This window comes from Streptomyces sp. PTL18, from assembly GCF_059510295.1.
The window spans coordinates 465263-483258 of sequence record NZ_JCAJZO010000001.1; the positions used below are offsets into that span (position 1 = coordinate 465263).

Sequence of the window (17996 nt, forward strand, 5' to 3'; positions counted from 1 at the left end):
ATGGACGGTCCGCGCCTTCTTCCGGTACATCGGCCGCCACCCTGCTGCATCGTTTCTGCACAACCCGTCCACAACCGGCGCATCACCCGATACCGTGTGCCGAAGCTCCGGACCACGGCCAAACGGGGCGGCCGGGACGGTCGGGACGATCGGATCCGTCACAGGGGGGCGGCGTGGGATCCACGGGGACGGAGTCCGAGGCCAGGGCCGAGGACACGGAAGACGAGAGACGGAACGCCTCGGACACGGCGGGCGCCCTGGTGCTCGGCGCGTGCGCGGTGTGGTCGCTGATCACGGCCGCCACACACGGTGGCAGACCCGAGGGCGTCCTGCTCGCGGTGCTGGCGGTCGCCGCGGGATACGCGTCGGGACGTATCTTCGGGGCGCTGCTGCCGGTCGCGGCACCCGTGGCGGGCGCCCTGGCCGGTGTCGGGCTCGCCGTGGCCGCCCCGCATGTCGCGGTGGGCCCGCAGTTCGCCACACCGCTCGGGCGCACCGGCGGAACCGCAGCCCTGCTGACGCTCTCCTCAGGGGCGGCGTGCTGCGCCGCATGGGCCGCACGGGCCCCGGGGACACGACTGGCGCTGCGGCTGTCGGCCGCCGGGATCGCGGTGACCGCGGCGGCGATCGGTTCCACGACCGGGCTGGTGGCCTGCACCGGAGTGCTGCTGTGCTCGCTCGCCGCCGGCCGGACCCGGCACCGCGCCCCGGCACTCGCCGCCCTGGGGCTCGTAGCGGCCCTGGTGACCAGCCTGACCTGGGCAATCACCGAGGACGCCGTCCCGGGCGGACTCAGGTCCTTTCTGGCCGACCAGCTCAGCCGGCACCGGGTCCTGCTCTGGCACGACGCACTGGCGCTGGCGCACCGGAATCCCGCGCTGGGCGTGGGCCCCGGACGCTTCGGCGATCTGAGCGCCACGGCCGCGCAGTCCCTCCTGCCCGACGGCAAACCGCACTCCGCCCCCTGGCAGCAGGCCGCCGAAGAGGGGCTGCTCGGCGTGACGCTGCTCGCGGCGGTCTTCTGCTGGGTTCTGTACGCGCTGTGGTGCACCCGGCGCCCCACTCCGCTCGCACTCACGGCGGGCGCCGCACTGACGGCACTCGCGGTGATCGCCTCACTCGGCAACGCGCTGAGCTTCACCACGGTGACGGCGGGAGCGGGCCTGCTGGCCGGGATCGCGACCGCGCGCCCACTGGTGGACGAGGAACCGCCGGGCCGATGAGGGAGGAGGCCGGGCCGGTCAGACCGTCCGGTCGACGAGGAGGGGGCCCGCCGGTGGGGGAGCCGGGAGAAGAAGGGATACGAGCCGGCGGGAGAGCCGGCAGAGGAAGGGATACGAGCCGGTGGGAGAGAAGAAGGGATACGGGAGTCAGTGCGTGGCGCCGGGGAACCTCGGATGCAGCCGCGCACGGATGACCCGCACCGCCGCCTCCGCGTTGTCCACGGTGATCGTGAACGTGCGACCGTCCCACAGGCGCAGGACGACGCCCTCACCGCGCCGTACGACGACGGCCGTGCCCTTCTCGGGTCGCCAGCGGTAGCCCCAGCCGCCCCACTGGCGCGGTGTGACCCGCGGCACGAACTCCGCACCGGCGACCTGCGCGAGGGGGATGCGGCGGCGCGGCACACCGATGTGGCCGCAGCGGACCTCCAGGCATTCCTGGTCGACCTTCACGGCGACGTGCACGAACGCGAGCGTGCCGAAGAGGACCAGCAGCCCGGCCGCGATACAGCCCACCACCGACATGACGAGCGGGGCGACGCCGGACGTCCACGCCGAGTCGACGGCCAGTTCGACACCGAGCGCCATGCAGGCGGCGCCGACGAGCGCCGCCGGCCACTGCGCCCGATTGGTCGCCCGCCCTGTCCAGATGTCGGGGTGCGGGGATTCGTCGCCGTGGAGGTGGTCCCTCATGCCACGAGAGTACCCATGTTCCATTGCGCGAGCACCGCATCGCGGAGTGTCACCCGTTCGGGCCGGCACCTGCGCCGCTCACCACGCCGGGCTGACCGCCTGAAGGAACCTTCCCTCGGGGTACGTCAGCGCCTCGGGCGGCAATACGCCTTCCCGACCGCTCAGCAGCACCGTCAGACCGCCCCCGGCGGGAGCTTGCGGCGCCGGATCCTCACCGATGCGGCGCAGCGCCTGCGCGGCCACCGCTCCGGCGCTGCCGTGCAGGATGAGCGGCGCCGCGCCGGGCTTCTGCACGGCTTCACGGATGCGGTCGGCGACCAGTTCGTAGTTGGTGCAGCCGAGCACCACGGTCGTGACGTCGTCGGGGGTGAGCGCCGCGGCGGCGGCGATGGCGGCATCGGTCGCGGAGTCGTCCGCGTGGTGCACCGCGTCCGCGAGTCCGGGGCACGGCACCTCGGTGACCGTCACACCGTCCGCGAACTGCTCGATCAGGCCCCGCTGGTAGGGACTGCCCGTGGTCGCGGGTGTGGCCCAGATCGCGACGGGTCCGCCGCCTGCGGCGGCCGGCTTGATCGCCGGAACCGTGCCGATGATCGGCAGGTCCGGTTCGAAACGGGCGCGCATCTCGGGCAGCGCGTGCACGGAGGCGGTGTTGCAGGCGACGATCAGGACCTCGGGATCGTGGGCGACGGCGGCCTCCGCGACGGCCAGTGCCCGCTGTGTGATGTCCTCCGGGGTGCGCGGCCCCCACGGCATCCCGTCGGGGTCCCAGGACAGGACCAGGTCCGCGTCCGGCCGCAGACGGCGTACCGCGGCGGAGGCCGGCAGCAGTCCGATTCCGGAGTCCATGAGCGCGATCTTCACCCGGCAACCATAGACGATCTGCCCAACGGACCCTGTGGTGGGGCAGACTGCCACGGTGAGTGCCGTTGTGTGGATCGCCGTCGCGTCACTGGCCGCCTGGGTGTGGCTCCTACTCGGCCAGGGCTTCTTCTGGCGTACAGATGTACGACTGCCGCCGCGCCGGGACCCCGAGGAGTGGCCGTCCGTCTGTGTGGTCGTACCGGCGCGGGACGAGGCCGCCGTACTCCCGCGCAGTCTGCCCTCCTTGCTCGCCCAGGACTATCCCGGGCGCGCCGAGGTCTTCCTGATCGACGACGGCAGTTCCGACGGCACCGGGGAACTGGCCCGCGCGCTGGCGGAGCGGCACGGCGGGCTGCCGCTCACCGTCGGCTCCCCCGGCGATCCTCCCCCGGGCTGGACGGGCAAGCTGTGGGCCGTACGGCACGGAATCGGACTGGCACGCGCGCGGGCGCCCGAGTACCTGCTCCTGACGGACGCCGACATCGCCCACGCGCCGGACAGCCTGCGGGAATTGGTGGCGGCCGCGCGCACCGGCGGCTTCGACCTCGTATCCCAGATGGCGCGGCTGCGGGTGGCAAGTGTCTGGGAGCGGCTCGTGGTACCCGCCTTCGTCTACTTCTTCTCGCAGCTGTATCCCTTCCGGTGGATCGCGGTGGAGGGGGCGCGGACAGCGGCCGCGGCGGGCGGCTGCGTACTGCTGAGGGCCGACACCGCCGAGCGAGCGCGGATTCCGGACGCCATCCGGCAGGCCGTCATCGACGACGTGGCGCTCGCACGCGCGGTCAAGAGGAGCGGCGGCCACATCTGGCTGGGGCTTGCCGACCGGGTCGACAGCGTGCGCCCGTACCCGCGGCTGCACGATCTGTGGCGGATGGTCTCGCGCAGCGCCTACGCCCAGCTCAGGCACAATCCGCTGCTGCTCGTCGGTACGGTGCTCGGACTCGCCCTCGTCTACCTGGTGCCGTCCCTCGCGCTCGTCGCCGGGATCGTCACGGGCGATGTGGCGGCCGTGGTGGTGGGCGGGCTCGCGAAGGCGGTGATGACGGCGACGTACGTGCCCATGCTGCGCTACTACCGTCAGCCGCTGTGGCTCGCTCCGCTGCTGCCCCTCACCGCGTTCCTGTACCTGCTGATGACGGTCGATTCGGCGGTGCAGCACCACCGGGGGCGCGGCGCGGCCTGGAAGGGCCGCACGTACGCGCGCCCGGACGCGGTGCTGGAGGAGCGGTGAGCGGGCCGGACGCGAGGGCGCGCGGTCGGGTCATTTCCTGCCCGGTGTCCAGTTCATGCCCCACCCGTAGGCCCGGTCGACGGTGCGCTGCGGGCTGACGCCGCGCTCCGGGACGAGATAGCGGGCCTCGCGCTGGACGACCAGGTCGCCGCCGGTGTTCGTGAGAAGGGCGAGCGCGCACACGGTGGAGGGCACCGTGCACTCGTCCAGGAAGAACTCGATGGGGGCTCCGTGCTGCGGCTGAAGCGTGACCGTGGCGTGCAGGTCGGCGAACGAGCGGGCGCCTTCGTAGATGGTGACGAAGACGAGGATGCGCCGGAATCGGTCCTTGTGGTCGAGGTTGACGGTGAGGTTCTCGCCGGTCTCCAGGGCTCCGGTGCGGTCGTCGCCGTCGAGGTGGATGTACGGCGGCCGGTGCAGCGAGCCGAAGGCGTTGCCGAGCGCCTGGACGACGCCCTTGCCGCCGTCGGACAGCTCGTACAGGGCGCACAGGTCCAGATCGAGGTCCGTGTGGCGGGGCACCGCCCGGCCCCGTCCTCCGCCGAGTGCGGACACCTGCCCGCGCACCTGCCAGTTGAGGTTGACGCGCATCGCTCCCGAGGTGCCGCCCTGCTTGGCCAGCGAGACGGTGGGGGCCTGCTTGGTGAGCGTGACCTTGGTGAGGCGTACCGGGGCGGCGGGTGCCGCCGGTGGGGGCGGAGGGGGCGGCGCGGCGTGCTGCGGCTCCTCCACCGTGATCCCGTAGTCCGTGGCCAGGCCCTCGAGTCCGCTGCTGTAGCCCTGTCCGACGGCGCGGAACTTCCATGCGCCCTGGCGGCGGTAGAACTCCCCCAGCACGAACGCCGTCTCGACGGTAGCGGTGGGGTCGAAGCGCGCGATCTCCGTGCCCTGCCGGGCGTCGAGCACCCGGATGTACAGGCCGGGCACCTGGCCGAACGTGCCGCCGTCGGCCGAGGCGGCGAGCACGACCGTCTCGATCGCGGGCTCCACACGCGTGAGGTCGACGAGGAGCGTGTCCGTCACCTGGCCGCCCTCATCCCGCTTGCCCTCGTGGCGCACCGCGCCGGAGGGATGCCCCGGCTGGTTGTAGAAGACGAAGTCTCCGTCGTCACGGACCCTGCCCGAGACCAGCAGCAGTGCCGAGGCGTCCGCGTCGGGCACGCCCGGTCCGGAACGCCTGCCCAGTTCGACACGCAGCGCCGTGGTCGGCACCTGAAGGTTGGATCCCTTCGCCATCGACATGTCCGTCCCCATCCACCTGTCGCCACCGGGGCCGGGGCTCGGACAGCCCTTTCCCTGCGGCCAACCTATGCCCCCGGGGGGCACGTACTCCCACGACCCGCGCCGCAGGACCGCTGCTCAACCGCCGGTAACCCGTTGGGAACTCGGCTTTTACACGATCTGGACTCCGCTTGCTGCCCCTTTTTGTGAAGTTCGCTCGCATTGGGGATCCCGCGTCACCCCGGGCACGGAAAACAACCCTCTTATCGGTCTCCCCAACCAGCACATCGTGGGCTTAACTTATGTCCCATGACCTCCCCCCGCTCCACCTATGGCGGCGGTTACTACTCCGCGTCGCCCTTCCCGGACACTCCGATCTACGACAGGCTCGTCGCCGAGCGGGGCACCCCGCAGATCGCTCCGATCCGGGTCCCCTCCGCGTACGAGACGCCGGGCAGCAGCCTGCCCGCACTGCCGTCGGCGCTGCCCGCGCTGCCGTCCGGGCCCTCCCAGCCGGCCCCGGCGTACGGCTACCCCCAGACACCGCAGCCCGCACCGCTGCAGCAGGCCCCGACGGCGTACATCCCGCAGCAGGCGGGGCCGCGCGGCTACCCTGCCCCGCAGCAGATGCAGCAGCGCCCGATGTCCTCGGGCTACGAGGCGATGCGCCCCGCGGCGCAGCGCCCCGCCCCGGCGCCCTACCAGGACCCCTACAACACCGGGCAGCAGTACCGCGGGTACTGATCCGCGAACCGGGTGAGGCCGTCAGTGCGCGGTGGCACGATGGCCTCATGCCGAATCCAGCGCTGCACTCGATTCACGTCCACCCGGTCAAGGCGCTGCGGGGCCGAGCGCCCCACGAGGCCGTCGTGGAGCCATGGGGGCTGGCCGGGGACCGGCGCTGGGCACTGATCGACGACACGGGCCGGGTCGTCACCCAACGCGAGCGCGCGAGCCTGGCCTTGGCGACCGCCGAACCGCGACCCGGCGGCGGTCTCCGGGTCTCCGCGGACGGTCTCGAGCCGCTGACCGTCGCCGTCCCCGATCCGGCCCGCACGACGACCGCGAAGTGGGCGGGAGAGAAGATCGAGACGGTTCCCGCAGGCCGCGAGGCGAGCGAGTGGTTCAGCGACTACCTCGGTGAGAACGTGACCCTCGTCCACCTCGACGAACCGGCCACCCGCCGCTCGATCGACGACCCGCCGTACGGGCGCCCGGGCGAGACCGTGAGCCTTGCGGACGCCTACCCCCTGCTGCTCACCACACTCGCCTCCCTGGATGCGCTCAATTCCCTGATCGCGCAGGGTGACCACGCCGACGAGGGCCCGCTGCCCATGAGCCGGTTCCGGCCGAACCTCGTCGTGGCCGGCACCGATCCCTGGGCCGAGGACGGCTGGAAGCGGATCTCCGTCGGCGAGGTCACGTTCCGGGTCGCCAAGATGTGCGGGCGCTGTGTCGTGACCACCACGGACCAGGCCACCGCCGAGCGTGGCAAGGAGCCGCTGCGCACACTCTCCCGCCATCGCCGCTTCGGCGACCAACTGGCGTTCGGGCAGAACCTGGTGCCGGAGACGACCGGCACGGTCCGCATCGGCGACCCGGTCACGATCCTCGACAGGGCGGCCGGCAGGCCACTGCGGTCTCGCCCCCGACTGGTCCGACCGGCGCGAGAAATGCCGTTGAGGGGCCGGACCGACGGGAACCAGCAGGACGCCCGCGGTCGTTGAGTCCGCGTGAGCAGTCCATGAGAGGCCGGCGCGGCGGAAGAGGGGTGACGTCGCTCTCTCTTCCGCGGCCTCGCCGGTGAACGGCCGGGTGCGGGGGTTGTCACGGACGCGGAAGGGGGTGCGGGACGTGCGAGCAATCAACGGCCTGTGGCGCTGGCGGCACAATCCGCTGCGCCGCACGACCGATCTGATCGAGGCCTGGGTGGCGCTGGCCGCCCTGCTGCTGATCCTCCTCGCCGCGCCGGTGGCCGGCTCGCTGATCGGCTCGGCCGCCCAGGACTCCCTGCAGCGCTCCGTACGGGCCCAGCAGCACAGCCGTCACCGGATGATGGCCACCGTCGTCAAACAGCTCGGCCGCGGGCCGCTGAACCCGGATCCGGACTCCCCGACGACCCGGGACGCGCACAGCCGCGTTCTCGCCGACTGGACCGCACCGGACGGCACCGCACAGCACGGCGAGGTTCTGGCCACTCTCTCCTCCCCGCACCCGGGCGACCGCTTTCCGCTGTGGACCGACGACCACGGCCGAATAACCGCCCGGCCCCTCGACAGCGCCACCGCCACCACGCACGCGGTGCTGGCCGGTTTCGGCGCGGCCGCGATGACCGCGGGACTCATCGAGGGCTGCCGCCGGCTGATCGTCTGGCGCCTGGTGCTGCGCCGCTACGCCCGCTGGGACCAGGCATGGGACAAGGCGGGCCCCGACTGGGGCCGCACGGGGACGGGCAGTTGACGGCCTTCGGCCTCCGGTCATCCGGCCGTGTCCGCGCACGCTACGGTGGACCGGCCGGACTGTTCCGCTGTCCGGCATCTTCGCGAGAACCCGCGTGAGCAACGAGGTGGGGGCACAGCAGCGCCATGGCACAGGGCACGGTCCAGGTGACGCACACCGGCACATCGCGGTGGCGGCGCCGCACGGGTGAGTACGCGTCGCTCGCCGCCGCCCTGGAGGCCGCGGGCGACGGGGACGTCCTCACCGTCGCGCCCGGCACCTACCGGGAGAACCTCGTCGTCCAGCGGGCGGTGACGCTGCGTGGGCCCGACGGCTCCCCCGGCTCGGTGCGCATCGCGCCGGTGGACGGCGTGCCTCTGACCGTGCGCGCCTCCGCCGTGGTCCAGGACCTGCACATCGAGGGGCAGGACGCGGCGGCGCCCGCGCTCCTCGTGGAGGACGGCACGCCCGAGCTGGTCGACGTGCGGATCACGACCCGGTCCGCGGCCGGCATCGAGGTCCGCGGCGGCGCGCGCCCCGCGGTGCGGCGCTGCACGGTCGACAACCCGGCCGGCATCGGCATCGCGGTCGTGGACGGCGGTGGCGGGGTGTTCGAGGAGTGCGAGGTGGTGGCGGCGGCCCAGTCGGGCGTCGCCGTGCGCGGCGGAGCGCACCCTCGCCTCGAGCGCTGCCGGGTGCACCACACCTCGGGCGCGGGCCTCTCGGCGACCGGTGAGAACTCCTCGCTCGAGGCGGTCGGTTGCGAGGTCTACGAGGTGAGGGGCTCCGGTGTGCAGATCACCGGGCGGGCCACGGCGCACCTGACGGACTGCGATGTGCACCGCACCACCGCGGACGGCGTCACCATGGACACGGACGCGGTGCTCACCCTGGCCGACTGCCGTATCCACGACATCCCGGAGAACGCGGTCGACCTCAGGTCCCGCTCGGTGCTCACGCTGACCCGCACGACGGTGCGGCAGTTCGGCCGCAACGGCCTGTCGGTGTGGGACCCGGGCACCCGTGTGGACGCCAACCAGTGCGAGATCTTCGACAGCACCGGCGACTACCCGGCGGTGTGGGTCAGCGACGGCGCCACGGCGGTGCTCGACTCCTGCCGTGTGCACGACGTGCCGGACGCCCTGTTCGTCCTCGACCGCGGCTCGCGCGTCGATGTCGTGGACAGCGACCTCACCCAGGTGCGCAACACGGCGGTGTCGGTGAGCGACGGCGCCACCGCGCAACTGGACGACTGCCGGATCCGGGAGGCGGCGACGGGCGCCTGGTTCCGGGACCACGGCAGCGGCGGCACGCTGTCCTGCTGCACCATCGACGGCATCCAGACCGGCGTGATCGTCACCAAGGGAGCCGACCCCACGATAGAGCGCTGCACGGTGACCTCACCGGCCGAGGCGGGCTTCTACGTCTCCGCGGAGGGCCGGGGCAGCTTTCTGAACTGCCGGGTCACGGGCAGCGGCGGCTATGGCTTCCACGTGATCGACGGCTGCCGCGCCACGCTGCGCAAGTGCCGTACGGAGCGATGTGCGCGCGGGGGCTACGAGTTCGCCGACGGCGGTCCGGGCGCGCGCGGCGGTGGCGGCGCGGTCGTCGAGGACTGCACCAGCGACGAGAGCGCGGGACTGCGGCCGGTGGCGGCCCAGGAGACGGCCGGGCAGACGACGAACGTGTCGCCGGGTCTGCTGGGCATTCCGAGTCAGCGCACCACCGAGCAGGAGCCGCTCCTCACGGCCGCCCCGGAGCCGGAGAAGTCCGCCCGCACGTCACAGGACGTGCTCGGAGAACTCGACGCGCTGGTGGGCCTGGAGAGCGTCAAACGTGAGGTGCGGGCCCTGACCGACATGATCGAGGTGGGGCGCCGTCGACAGCAGGCGGGACTGAAGGCGGCCTCCGTGCGACGGCATCTGGTCTTCACCGGCTCCCCCGGCACCGGCAAGACGACGGTCGCCCGTCTCTACGGCGAGATCCTGGCCTCGCTCGGTGTCCTGGAGAAGGGCCACCTCGTGGAGGTCTCCCGGGTGGATCTGGTCGGCGAGCACATCGGCTCCACCGCCATCCGAACCCAGGAGGCCTTCGACCGGGCGCGCGGCGGAGTGCTGTTCATCGACGAGGCGTACGCGCTGTCGCCGGAGGACTCGGGACGCGACTTCGGGCGCGAGGCGATCGACACGCTGGTGAAGCTGATGGAGGACCACCGGGACGCGGTGGTGGTGATCGTCGCGGGCTACACGGCGGAGATGGAGCGCTTCCTGTCCGTCAACCCCGGTGTCGCCTCGCGCTTCTCACGGACGATCACCTTCGGCGACTACGGTCCGGAGGAGCTGCTGCGGATCGTCGAGCAGCAGGCCGAGGAGCACGAGTACCGGCTCGCGCCGGGCACCGCGGAGGCGCTGCTGAAGTACTTCACTGCGATCCCGAAGGGGCCGACGTTCGGCAACGGCCGCACCGCGCGTCAGACCTTCGAGGCGATGGTGGAGCGGCACGCGGGCCGGGTCGCCCAGCTGACAAACGCCAGCACCGACGACCTGTCCCTGCTCTACCCCGAGGACCTGCCCGAGCCGCCCTGAGCGCGCCCGGCGGGCCCGGCGCCCGGGGCCGAGGAGCCGGTCGCGGGCCGCTGCTCCGGCAGTCCGGGCCGCAGCCGTGCCAGCAGCCGCCCGCGCTCCTCGGCGAACACGGGGTCCGCCCGGTAGTCGCCGTGTCCGAGGACGGGTGCGGGCAGTGGATGCTCCCGGGTCCGGCCGTAGGTGAGCGGATCCTTGAGCGGTGGGTGATCCACCTGCGGGCCGCATGCGCCGGGCAGCCGGATCGGGCCGCCGATCGGGTCGGTGAGGCGGTACAGATTGCGCCAGCAGTCCACTTCGCGATGCAGGGAGCTGAGCGCGGCCGGGCCGAAGTAGGCCGGGAACCAGCGCCCGTAGAGCCGCTCCAGGGGCGAGCCGTACGTCAGGAGGGCCACCCGCCTGCGGACGGCCGGTTCCAGCTGCCAGGCCGCGGCCGCCGCCAGCACACTGCCCTGGGAGTGCCCGGACAGGACCAGCCTCCCACCGGTGGAGCCTGTCCAGGTGGACATGCGCCAGGTCAGGTCGGGCACGGCGCGCTCGGCGTAGCAGGGCGGGGCGAAGGGGTGGGCGGCGCGCGGCCAGAAGGTGCCGACGTCCCACAGGATGCCGACGGTGCGGCGCGCGGCGGGGTCCTTGTAGGCGCGGCGCCCCCAGGTGACGAAGAGCAGGAAACCGATGCCGACCAGCCAGGAGCCGAGGGCCTGGGAGGTTTCGGCGGCGTCCCGGACGAACGGCGCGGTGCCCCGTGCGGCTCCTTCGGGCGTGTCGTGGGTGGCGAAGGCTCCCGCCAGGGCGACTGCGCCCAGGAGCAGGGCCATGCCCGAGCTGACGGCGACCATGAGCGGTGTCCGGTCGGTGAGGGTGGCCATCGCGCGCGTGCGGGCGATCCGCAGGGTGCGGACCGGGTCCTCGGGCTCCCCCGGGTGGTCGAGGTCGACCGCGACCGCCTCGGCGCGGCACAGCAGCCGGGTACGCCGGGCGAGCAGGCCCGCGACGGCCGACAGGACGAGCAGCAGCGGCGGGATCGTGGACGCCTGCCAGGTCAACAGGGCGGGCGGGCCGGCCAGAGTGTGGCCGGTGCCGTCGAGCCAGTCGGCGACCCGCTGGGCCACTCCGCCGGACATCACGCTGCCGAGCGCGCAGGCCAGCAGAGCGACGGCGGGTCCGGCCAGCCCGCGCATCACGGTGCGGGTGTCGGGGTGGGTGCGGTACAGGACGCGGGCGACGACACCGAGTACGACCACCAGGAAGCCCTGCGCCAGGCTGAGCGCACCGAACGCCGCATCGCCGGGCAACCGGCCCGACGAACGCCAGCCGGGGCGGGACCAGGCGGCGTACACCATGGTCAGGACGAGCAGGGCGAGGGCGCTCGCGGGCAGCCACCGCACCAGGACCCCGTCGAGATCCTTGTCGAGCCGGTTCTCCGAGCGTCCGCGGCGGCACACCACCCACACCACGACCACCGCGCCCACGAGGAAGAGGATGTGCAGCAGCCAGCCGAGCACCTCGAGCTCGACGGAGCCGTGGCGGCGGTCGTAGCGGGCGGCGCTGCTGCCGAGCGCCGCGGTGACGGTGAGGAAGCCCGCGGCGGTGTGCGCGGCGCGCAGCCGGGCCACCAGCCGGCGCCCGTACCAGAACCCGGGGCGGCCGAGGGGGACGCGGTGGGGCTCGTCATCGGGCTCCGGCTCGCGGGAGGGGGGCTGCTGGGACTCGTAGGCGCTCCAGGTGCGGTGCGACAGGTACCACAGCAGGCCGGTCAGCGCCGTGGGCGTCAGCGACGCCAGGGCGAGGCGTCTGCCGGGCGCGCTCCACCAGCCGTGGCCGGAACCGGCGGGCGAGAGGAAGCCCAGCCAGGTGTGGCGCCCGGCGCACGCACGCGTGCCCGCGCACTGCCAGGCCACCAGGTCCAGGGCGACCTCGCAGGCGGCGGCGACCAGCAGCACGGTCAGGGTGAGCCCGACGAGCCGGACGATCACTCCGTACAGGCGGACCGTCCGCCGTCGGCCGATGGCCGTGGGGCGCATCCAGTGGGCGAGGCCCGCGACCATGAACGGCAGCAGCAAGAGCCACAGGGCACGGGCGGCGTTCCCGGAGGTGAGGTTGCACCAGACGTACGCCTCGGGCACCGGCCGGTCGCGGGGTCCGCCGGGCCGCCGTTCCGTGTCCGCGTCGTCGGCGCGCCGGTAGACGGCGGCCGTCTCGTCACCGGTGATCCTCACCGTGCACGGATCGCCGAGCATCACCTCGGGCGTGGTGCCGCCGACTCCGTGGACCAGGAGTTCCAGGGCCGGCGCGGACCGCTGGGCGAATTCGCCGCGCTTCTCCTCGCTTTCCCGTGCACGCTCCACTGTTCCGCTCTTCCCCCGTGCTGCGTACGGTGTGTCCGGGCAGCGAAAGGATCTCCGCCGTACCGGTGGCGCACACCTGCGGGCACGCAATCTCCCCGAAACGTGTGACAGCGGCGGAGAGGGCGGGTGGAATCCGGGTGACGGGCGATGGCGCCACCTGCGGCGAGGCGTGCGAGGATGGGGCGTCCGCGGTGCGGCCGGCGGGAGAATGGCCTCGTCGGAGTCAATGCGTGACATGTGGGACGTGGTGGGATGAAAGGGGACGGAGCGGACGTGAGCGAGAATCAGAACCTCCTCGCGGAGCAGCGCCGTGCCCTGATCCTGGACGAGGTGCGACGGCGTGGCGGCGTTCGCGTGAACGAGCTGACGCGCAAGCTCGGCGTCTCCGACATGACGGTGCGCCGCGACCTCGACGCGCTCGCCCGTCAGGGCGTCCTGGAGAAGGTGCACGGCGGCGCGGTGCCCGTGGTCGAGGCCAGTACGCACGAACCGGGGTTCGAGGCGAAGTCGGGCCTGGAGCTGACGGCCAAGGAGGACATCGCCCGGGCCGCGGCGGAGCTGGTCACGCCGGGTACGGCCATCGCGCTGTCCGGCGGCACGACGACGTACGCGCTGGCCCAGCATCTTCTCGACGTGCCGGAACTGACGGTCGTCACCAACTCGGTGCGGGTGGCCGACGTCTTCCACGCCGCGCAGCGCACGTCGGGTCAGCGGCAGGGCGCGGCCACGGTCGTACTGACGGGCGGTGTGCGCACCCCGTCCGACTCGCTGGTGGGCCCCGTCGCCGACCGGGCGATCGCGTCCCTCCACTTCGACGTGCTGTTCCTCGGGGTGCACGGGATATCGCTGGAGGCGGGCCTGTCGACGCCGAACCTGGCGGAGGCCGAGACCAACCGGCAGCTCGTGCAGTCCGCACGGCGTGTGGTGGTGGTCGCCGACCACACCAAGTGGGGGACGGTGGGCCTGAGTTCCTTCGCCGCACTGGAGGAGGTCGACACGCTGGTGACGGACGCCGGGCTGCCGACGGACGCACGAACGGAGATCTCGGAGCATCTGCGGCGGCTCATCGTGGCAGGGCAGCCGGAGGAAGACGCAGACAGCTGACAGATCGTCAGCTATGGTGAGCCGAGCCGACTTCCGTTCGCGCACGTCCCGCGAGGAGGTTTCGTCCATGGCACACCGCCTGCGCCCGGTGGGACTCGAGTTCACACGTACCGCTCCCGTACGGTTCGTGTTCATCGAAGAGATGGCCGCACCCCCCGAGGTGGTCTTCCGGGCCCTCGCCGACGACGTCCCCGGCTGGAGCGACTGGTTCCCCGCGGTGACGTCCATAGGGCTGGTCGACGGGGGCAGGGGACGCACGGTGCGGCTCGCCGGCGGCACCCGCTTCCGCGAGACGATCGTCGCGGCCCGGCCCGACGAGCTGTACGCGTACCGCGTCGACGAGGCGACCGTTCCCGGCGTTCACGCGCTGCTCGAGGAGTGGCGCCTCGTTCCCGTCGGCACCGGCACCCGTGTGCAGTGGACCTGGGCGGCCGACGGCAATGCGCTCTTCCGTCCGCTGGTGAGGCTGTCGCGGGGCGCCCTGACCCGGGTGTTCCGCGGTGCGGTGACGGCCCTGGACCGCAGGCTCGCGGGTCAGGGCTGCGGACATGACGGCGCCGGGCCGGGATCAGCCCGGCCAGACCCCCGTCCGCAGCAGTGACTCGATCGCCGCCGCGTACGGTGCGATGTCCAGTCCCTGTTCGGCCAGCCACACGTCCGAGTAGTACTTGTCCAGATACCGGTCCCCCGGGTCGCACAACAGGGTGACCACGCTACCCGTGCGCCCGTCGGCGACCATCTCCGCGACGATCTTCAGCGCACCCCACAGGCCCGTGCCGGTCGAGCCGCCCGCCTTGCGGCCGATCGCCCGCTCCAGGGCCCGTACGGCGGCGACGGCGGCAGCGTCCGGGACCTTCATCATCCGGTCGATGGCACCGGGCACGAAGCTGGGCTCCATCCGGGGCCGGCCGATGCCCTCGATCCGCGAGCCGCGGTCGCAGGTGATCTCCGGATCGCCGGTCGTCCACCCCTCGAAGAAACAGGAGTTCTCCGGGTCGGCGACACAGACCCGGGTGTCGTACCCCATGTAGTGCACGTACCGCGCGATGGTCGCCGAGGTGCCGCCGGTGCCGGCCGTGGCGACGACCCACGCGGGCTCGGGGTACCGTTCCAACTCCAGCTGACGGAAGACGGATTCGGCGATGTTGTTGTTGCCGCGCCAGTCCGTGGCCCGTTCCGCGTAGGTGAACTGGTCCATGTAGTGGCCCCCGGTCTCCTCCGCGAGGGCGGCAGAGGCCTCGTACATCGTGCGCGGGTCGTCCACGAAGTGGCACCGCCCGCCGTGGAATTCGATCAGGCGGCACTTCTCGGCGCTCGTCGTGCGCGGCATGACCGCGATGAAGGGCACGCCGATGAGCTTCGCGAAGTAGGCCTCCGAGACGGCCGTGGAACCACTGGACGCCTCGATCACCGGGCGGCCCGGCCGGATCCAGCCGTTGCACAGCCCATACAGGAACAGCGAGCGCGCGAGACGGTGCTTGAGGCTGCCGGTGGGGTGGGTCGACTCGTCCTTCAGATACAGGTCGATGCCCCAGCGCTCGGGCAGCGGGAAGCGCAGCAGATGCGTGTCGGCGGAGCGGTTGGCGTCGGCCTGGACCCTGCGCACAGCCTCTTTCAGCCAGATCCGGTACTCCGGGTCGCTGCGGTCCACGTCGAGGGTCTCGCCGGGGCAGGTCATCTGGGAGGTGCTCACGGCGGGACTCCTTACCGGGGCGTGCGGACGTCCGGATCACTCGGCCGGACAGTTCATCATAGGCACCTTCCACATACCTTCCCACCTGCATAAACACATATTTGAGCCGGTCAAAGGCGGACCTGGGGACGGGGCGGGCAGCAGGCGGAAATCCGTGGGGGCGCATCCGCGTGAGTGCGCCGGGTGGCCGCCGTCAGCCCGGTACGCGCACTGGTGCGACGCGCCGGGTCGGGGCAGACTGCACCGCGGGACGGCAGCCGGTGCGGTGGGCACCGCCCGGGAGCCCCGTCCGAGCCGAGGATGCACACTGGATCACGACCGAACTCTCGATCGAGGCGCGGGATCACGCCGTCGGGCGGGATCCGCAGCGGGCCGGCCGAAGGCACAAGGGGGCGGACATCATGGCGGAGCCGGAGTTCACGGCCACGGGTGTGCGGATCGGGAAGGGGCTGCGGTCGCTCACCCGAGCCGGGCAGATCCGGATCAGCGACGGCAGGCTGCGACTGCTCACCAGTTACGGCAGCGAGATCGACAGCGCGCCGGTGCAGACGGTGCGCGCGTCCCACCCCTGGTTCGCGCCCGAGGACCGGGCCCTGGCCGATCTCAACGGCACCCGCTACTCACTGACCCTCGGCGATCACGACCCGACACCGGGCCGGCCGGAGTCGCCGTCGGCGCGGCGGTTCGTCGAAGCGGTCCGCAAGGCGGCGGGGCGCGGCGACTGAGCGTGGCGTGAGTTGCGGCGCGGCGTGCGCTGCGTCACTCTGGTCTCACATCACTCTCGGTTTACCGGCGATTACGCTGAAGAACCAGCCGCCGGTCACGACAGCGGGCGGCCCCCGTACGAAGCCGTTCCGCACCAGGCGGCCGGAGTACTCAGCCGCACAGCAGGCGGCGTGCACGCCCGGCCACCCTGCTGGATCCGATCTACGTGTCTTCTTCCGGACCTCAATTCGGGGAGTCGCAGCCGTGATCAGCCAGCCAAGCAGGCACTGCACGGTGGAGCTCCAAGCCCTGCCGTCGCGGATCGGCCAGGTCCGCAGAATCGTATCGGCGCAGTTGCGCTACTGGCACCTCGATTCCTTGATCGACCGGGCGGCGCTCGGTGTGACGGAGCTGTTGACCAACGTCCACCTGCACGCCCAGCCCGACAAGACGTGCACCGTGGAGATGGAGTTGCTGCTCGACCGGCTCACCGTCTCGGTGCACGACCACGACCCGCGCCTGCCGGAGCTGCGCCCGCCGGATCCCTCCGCCACCAGCGGACGCGGTCTGGCGATGGTGGCCGCGTTGGCCGCCAGTTGGGGGGCGCGTCCGGACGGTGATACCGGGAAGGTCGTCTGGTTCTCGCTTCCCGCGCCGTCGGGGGCGCCGGCCGGGCCGGTACGCAACGGCACGCCGTACGAGCGGGCTGTCGAGACGCCCGCCGGCGGGCTCGCTGTCGACGAGCGGACGACCCGACACGCTCCCGCCCGGTCCGCCGTTGCCGGCTGACCGGGCGGTGACCCCTGACCCCTTCTCCGGCACCGCGGGCGCCGGCAGCCCGGAACGCCGGTGGTCACGGTTTCCACGCCGTACCGTCCCTGCCGGCGCGGCCGGACTGCCCGTCCAGGACGGACAGCCGGCCCCCGTACTCGTCCTCGTCGGTCTCGCCGGACGCGCAGCGGCGGCCGAGCAGCTGTCGACGCGTCCCCGGCGGGACGGCCGTCCACCGGGCGCCGGGGCACCCCGTGGCCGCGCCAGGCCGTGCGGCGCAGCACGGTGACGGCCCCCCGGCCACGACGGCCGCCCGGGCCGGCGGGATGAACAGGATCCACGGGCCGGGGCCGCCGTCCCGGTGAGCCCGGGTCTGCAGGTGAGGTCATCTCCCTCGGTGGCTTCTCCGGTGGTGCCTCGAGACTCGCGCCGGGAGGGTGTGCAGGTCGCCGTACAGGCGGTGGCAGCGCGCACACGCCGCCGGAGTACGCGGGCGAGCGGTGGCCGCCTCCTCCGGAGCTCGACGCCTGTACCTACTGTTATGTACACTGCCTGCCATGAGTACCTCGGACCGTCTGATCGAGTCCACCCGCGAGCTGCTGTGGGAGCGCGGGTACGTGGGCACCAGCCCCAAGGCCATCCTGGAGCGCGCAGGCGCCGGCCAGGGCAGCATGTACCACCACTTCAAGGGCAAGCCCGACCTGGCGCTCGCCGCCATCCGGCGCACGGCCGAGGAGATGCGTGCGACAGCACGGGCCGTACTCGGCGCCCCCGGGGCGCCGTACGAACGGATCGAGGCGTATCTGCGGCGCGAGCGTGACGTGCTGCGCGGCTGTCCGATCGGCCGGCTCACCATGGATCCCGACGTGGTCGCGAGCGCCGAACTGCGCGAACCCGTCGACGAGACGATCGACTGGCTGCGCGAAGAGCTCGCCGGAATCGTCGAAGAGGGCAAGGAACAGGGCCGGTTCGCGCAGGACCTCGACGCGGAGGAGATCGCGGCGACGATCCTCGCGACGGTCCAGGGCGGGTACGTCCTGGCCCGCGCCTCCGGTTCGCCGGCGGCCTTCGACGCGGGCGTACGGGGCCTGCTCTCCCTCCTGCGTCCGGCCTCCTGAGGAG

General features: G+C 72.6%; 16 protein-coding genes. 11 read left to right on the top strand and 5 right to left on the bottom strand.

The window, feature by feature from the left end; translation table 11 throughout:
- Nucleotides 1-173 precede the first annotated feature (173 nt).
- Nucleotides 174-1223 (top strand): O-antigen ligase family protein, encoded by a 1050-nt coding sequence (locus AC5WS8_RS02135; RefSeq protein ID WP_496101507.1) that lies wholly within the window; start codon nucleotides 174-176, stop codon nucleotides 1221-1223.
- Nucleotides 1224-1370: 147 nt separating this feature from the next.
- Here AC5WS8_RS02135 and AC5WS8_RS02140 read toward each other — a convergent pair whose 3' ends face one another.
- On the bottom strand, nucleotides 1371-1916 hold the full coding sequence (locus AC5WS8_RS02140; RefSeq protein WP_496101508.1) for a hypothetical protein: 546 nt from the start codon (nucleotides 1914-1916) through the stop codon (nucleotides 1371-1373).
- A gap of 78 nt (nucleotides 1917-1994) precedes the next feature.
- A complete protein-coding gene (locus tag AC5WS8_RS02145) occupies nucleotides 1995-2780 on the bottom strand; it encodes a glutamate racemase (protein WP_496101509.1) in 786 nt (261 codons plus the stop codon).
- A 55-nt stretch (nucleotides 2781-2835) separates the two neighbouring features.
- Here AC5WS8_RS02145 and AC5WS8_RS02150 point away from each other — a divergent pair, with 55 nt between their 5' ends.
- Nucleotides 2836-4011, top strand: coding sequence for a glycosyltransferase (locus AC5WS8_RS02150; protein ID WP_496101510.1), 1176 nt, complete (start codon nucleotides 2836-2838; stop codon nucleotides 4009-4011).
- A gap of 30 nt (nucleotides 4012-4041) precedes the next feature.
- Here AC5WS8_RS02150 and AC5WS8_RS02155 read toward each other — a convergent pair whose 3' ends face one another.
- Nucleotides 4042-5247 (bottom strand): TerD family protein, encoded by a 1206-nt coding sequence (locus AC5WS8_RS02155; protein ID WP_496101511.1) that lies wholly within the window; start codon nucleotides 5245-5247, stop codon nucleotides 4042-4044.
- Between the two features lie 294 nt (nucleotides 5248-5541).
- On the opposite strand from AC5WS8_RS02155, the gene AC5WS8_RS02160 reads away from it, so the two are divergent.
- From AC5WS8_RS02160 to AC5WS8_RS02175, 4 genes are all read left to right on the top strand, one after another.
- Nucleotides 5542-5976: a DUF6643 family protein gene (locus tag AC5WS8_RS02160; RefSeq protein ID WP_496101512.1), complete on the top strand. Its 435-nt coding sequence runs from the start codon at nucleotides 5542-5544 to the stop codon at nucleotides 5974-5976.
- A 47-nt stretch (nucleotides 5977-6023) separates the two neighbouring features.
- Nucleotides 6024-6959, top strand: a complete 936-nt coding sequence (locus AC5WS8_RS02165; protein ID WP_496101513.1) for an MOSC domain-containing protein — start codon at nucleotides 6024-6026, stop codon at nucleotides 6957-6959.
- Nucleotides 6960-7086: 127 nt separating this feature from the next.
- Nucleotides 7087-7692, top strand: a complete 606-nt coding sequence (locus AC5WS8_RS02170) for an Rv1733c family protein (RefSeq protein ID WP_496101514.1) — start codon at nucleotides 7087-7089, stop codon at nucleotides 7690-7692.
- A gap of 125 nt (nucleotides 7693-7817) precedes the next feature.
- A complete protein-coding gene (locus AC5WS8_RS02175) occupies nucleotides 7818-10256 on the top strand; it encodes a right-handed parallel beta-helix repeat-containing protein (RefSeq protein WP_496101515.1) in 2439 nt (812 codons plus the stop codon).
- On the opposite strand, the gene AC5WS8_RS02180 is transcribed toward AC5WS8_RS02175, so the two are convergent.
- Nucleotides 10226-12493, bottom strand: coding sequence for a hypothetical protein (locus AC5WS8_RS02180; RefSeq protein WP_496101925.1), 2268 nt, complete (start codon nucleotides 12491-12493; stop codon nucleotides 10226-10228). The genes AC5WS8_RS02175 and AC5WS8_RS02180 overlap by 31 nt on opposite strands.
- A gap of 381 nt (nucleotides 12494-12874) precedes the next feature.
- Between AC5WS8_RS02180 and AC5WS8_RS02185 the strand changes: the two genes are divergently transcribed.
- Together AC5WS8_RS02185 and AC5WS8_RS02190 are read left to right on the top strand one after the other, a co-directional pair.
- Nucleotides 12875-13705, top strand: coding sequence for a DeoR/GlpR family DNA-binding transcription regulator (locus AC5WS8_RS02185; protein ID WP_496101516.1), 831 nt, complete (start codon nucleotides 12875-12877; stop codon nucleotides 13703-13705).
- Between the two features lie 67 nt (nucleotides 13706-13772).
- Nucleotides 13773-14306 carry an SRPBCC family protein gene (locus AC5WS8_RS02190; RefSeq protein ID WP_496101517.1) on the top strand — a complete coding sequence of 178 codons (534 nt, stop codon included), beginning with the start codon at nucleotides 13773-13775 and terminating at the stop codon, nucleotides 14304-14306.
- On the opposite strand, the gene cds1 is transcribed toward AC5WS8_RS02190, so the two are convergent.
- Complete coding sequence (gene cds1, locus AC5WS8_RS02195) at nucleotides 14274-15383, bottom strand: L-cysteine desulfhydrase Cds1 (protein WP_496101926.1); 1110 nt, start codon at nucleotides 15381-15383, stop codon at nucleotides 14274-14276. The two genes, AC5WS8_RS02190 and cds1, sit on opposite strands and share 33 nt — an antisense overlap.
- Nucleotides 15384-15799: 416 nt before the next feature.
- Here cds1 and AC5WS8_RS02200 point away from each other — a divergent pair, with 416 nt between their 5' ends.
- The 3 genes from AC5WS8_RS02200 (at nucleotide 15800) to AC5WS8_RS02210 (ending at nucleotide 17992) form a co-directional block, all read left to right on the top strand.
- On the top strand, nucleotides 15800-16123 hold the full coding sequence (locus AC5WS8_RS02200) for a hypothetical protein (RefSeq protein WP_496101518.1): 324 nt from the start codon (nucleotides 15800-15802) through the stop codon (nucleotides 16121-16123).
- Between the two features lie 244 nt (nucleotides 16124-16367).
- Complete coding sequence (locus AC5WS8_RS02205; RefSeq protein WP_496101519.1) at nucleotides 16368-16892, top strand: ATP-binding protein; 525 nt, start codon at nucleotides 16368-16370, stop codon at nucleotides 16890-16892.
- 539 nt (nucleotides 16893-17431) lie between these two features.
- A complete protein-coding gene (locus tag AC5WS8_RS02210; protein ID WP_496101520.1) occupies nucleotides 17432-17992 on the top strand; it encodes a TetR/AcrR family transcriptional regulator in 561 nt (186 codons plus the stop codon).
- The last annotated feature ends 4 nt before the right edge of the window (nucleotides 17993-17996 follow it).

What these genes read in the sequence shown, in the direction of transcription:
- AC5WS8_RS02140 (WP_496101508.1), bottom strand. Translation starts at nt 1,916, where the DNA reads ATGAGGGACCACCTCCACGGCGACGAATCCCCGCACCCCGACATCTGG.
- AC5WS8_RS02155 (WP_496101511.1), bottom strand. Translation starts at nt 5,247, where the DNA reads ATGGCGAAGGGATCCAACCTTCAGGTGCCGACCACGGCGCTGCGTGTC.
- AC5WS8_RS02160 (WP_496101512.1), top strand. Translation starts at nt 5,542, where the DNA reads ATGACCTCCCCCCGCTCCACCTATGGCGGCGGTTACTACTCCGCGTCG.
- AC5WS8_RS02165 (WP_496101513.1), top strand. Translation starts at nt 6,024, where the DNA reads ATGCCGAATCCAGCGCTGCACTCGATTCACGTCCACCCGGTCAAGGCG.
- AC5WS8_RS02175 (WP_496101515.1), top strand. Translation starts at nt 7,818, where the DNA reads ATGGCACAGGGCACGGTCCAGGTGACGCACACCGGCACATCGCGGTGG.
- AC5WS8_RS02180 (WP_496101925.1), bottom strand. Translation starts at nt 12,493, where the DNA reads ATGCTCGGCGATCCGTGCACGGTGAGGATCACCGGTGACGAGACGGCC.
- AC5WS8_RS02190 (WP_496101517.1), top strand. Translation starts at nt 13,773, where the DNA reads ATGGCACACCGCCTGCGCCCGGTGGGACTCGAGTTCACACGTACCGCT.
- cds1 (WP_496101926.1), bottom strand. Translation starts at nt 15,383, where the DNA reads ATGACCTGCCCCGGCGAGACCCTCGACGTGGACCGCAGCGACCCGGAG.
- AC5WS8_RS02200 (WP_496101518.1), top strand. Translation starts at nt 15,800, where the DNA reads ATGGCGGAGCCGGAGTTCACGGCCACGGGTGTGCGGATCGGGAAGGGG.
- AC5WS8_RS02210 (WP_496101520.1), top strand. Translation starts at nt 17,432, where the DNA reads ATGAGTACCTCGGACCGTCTGATCGAGTCCACCCGCGAGCTGCTGTGG.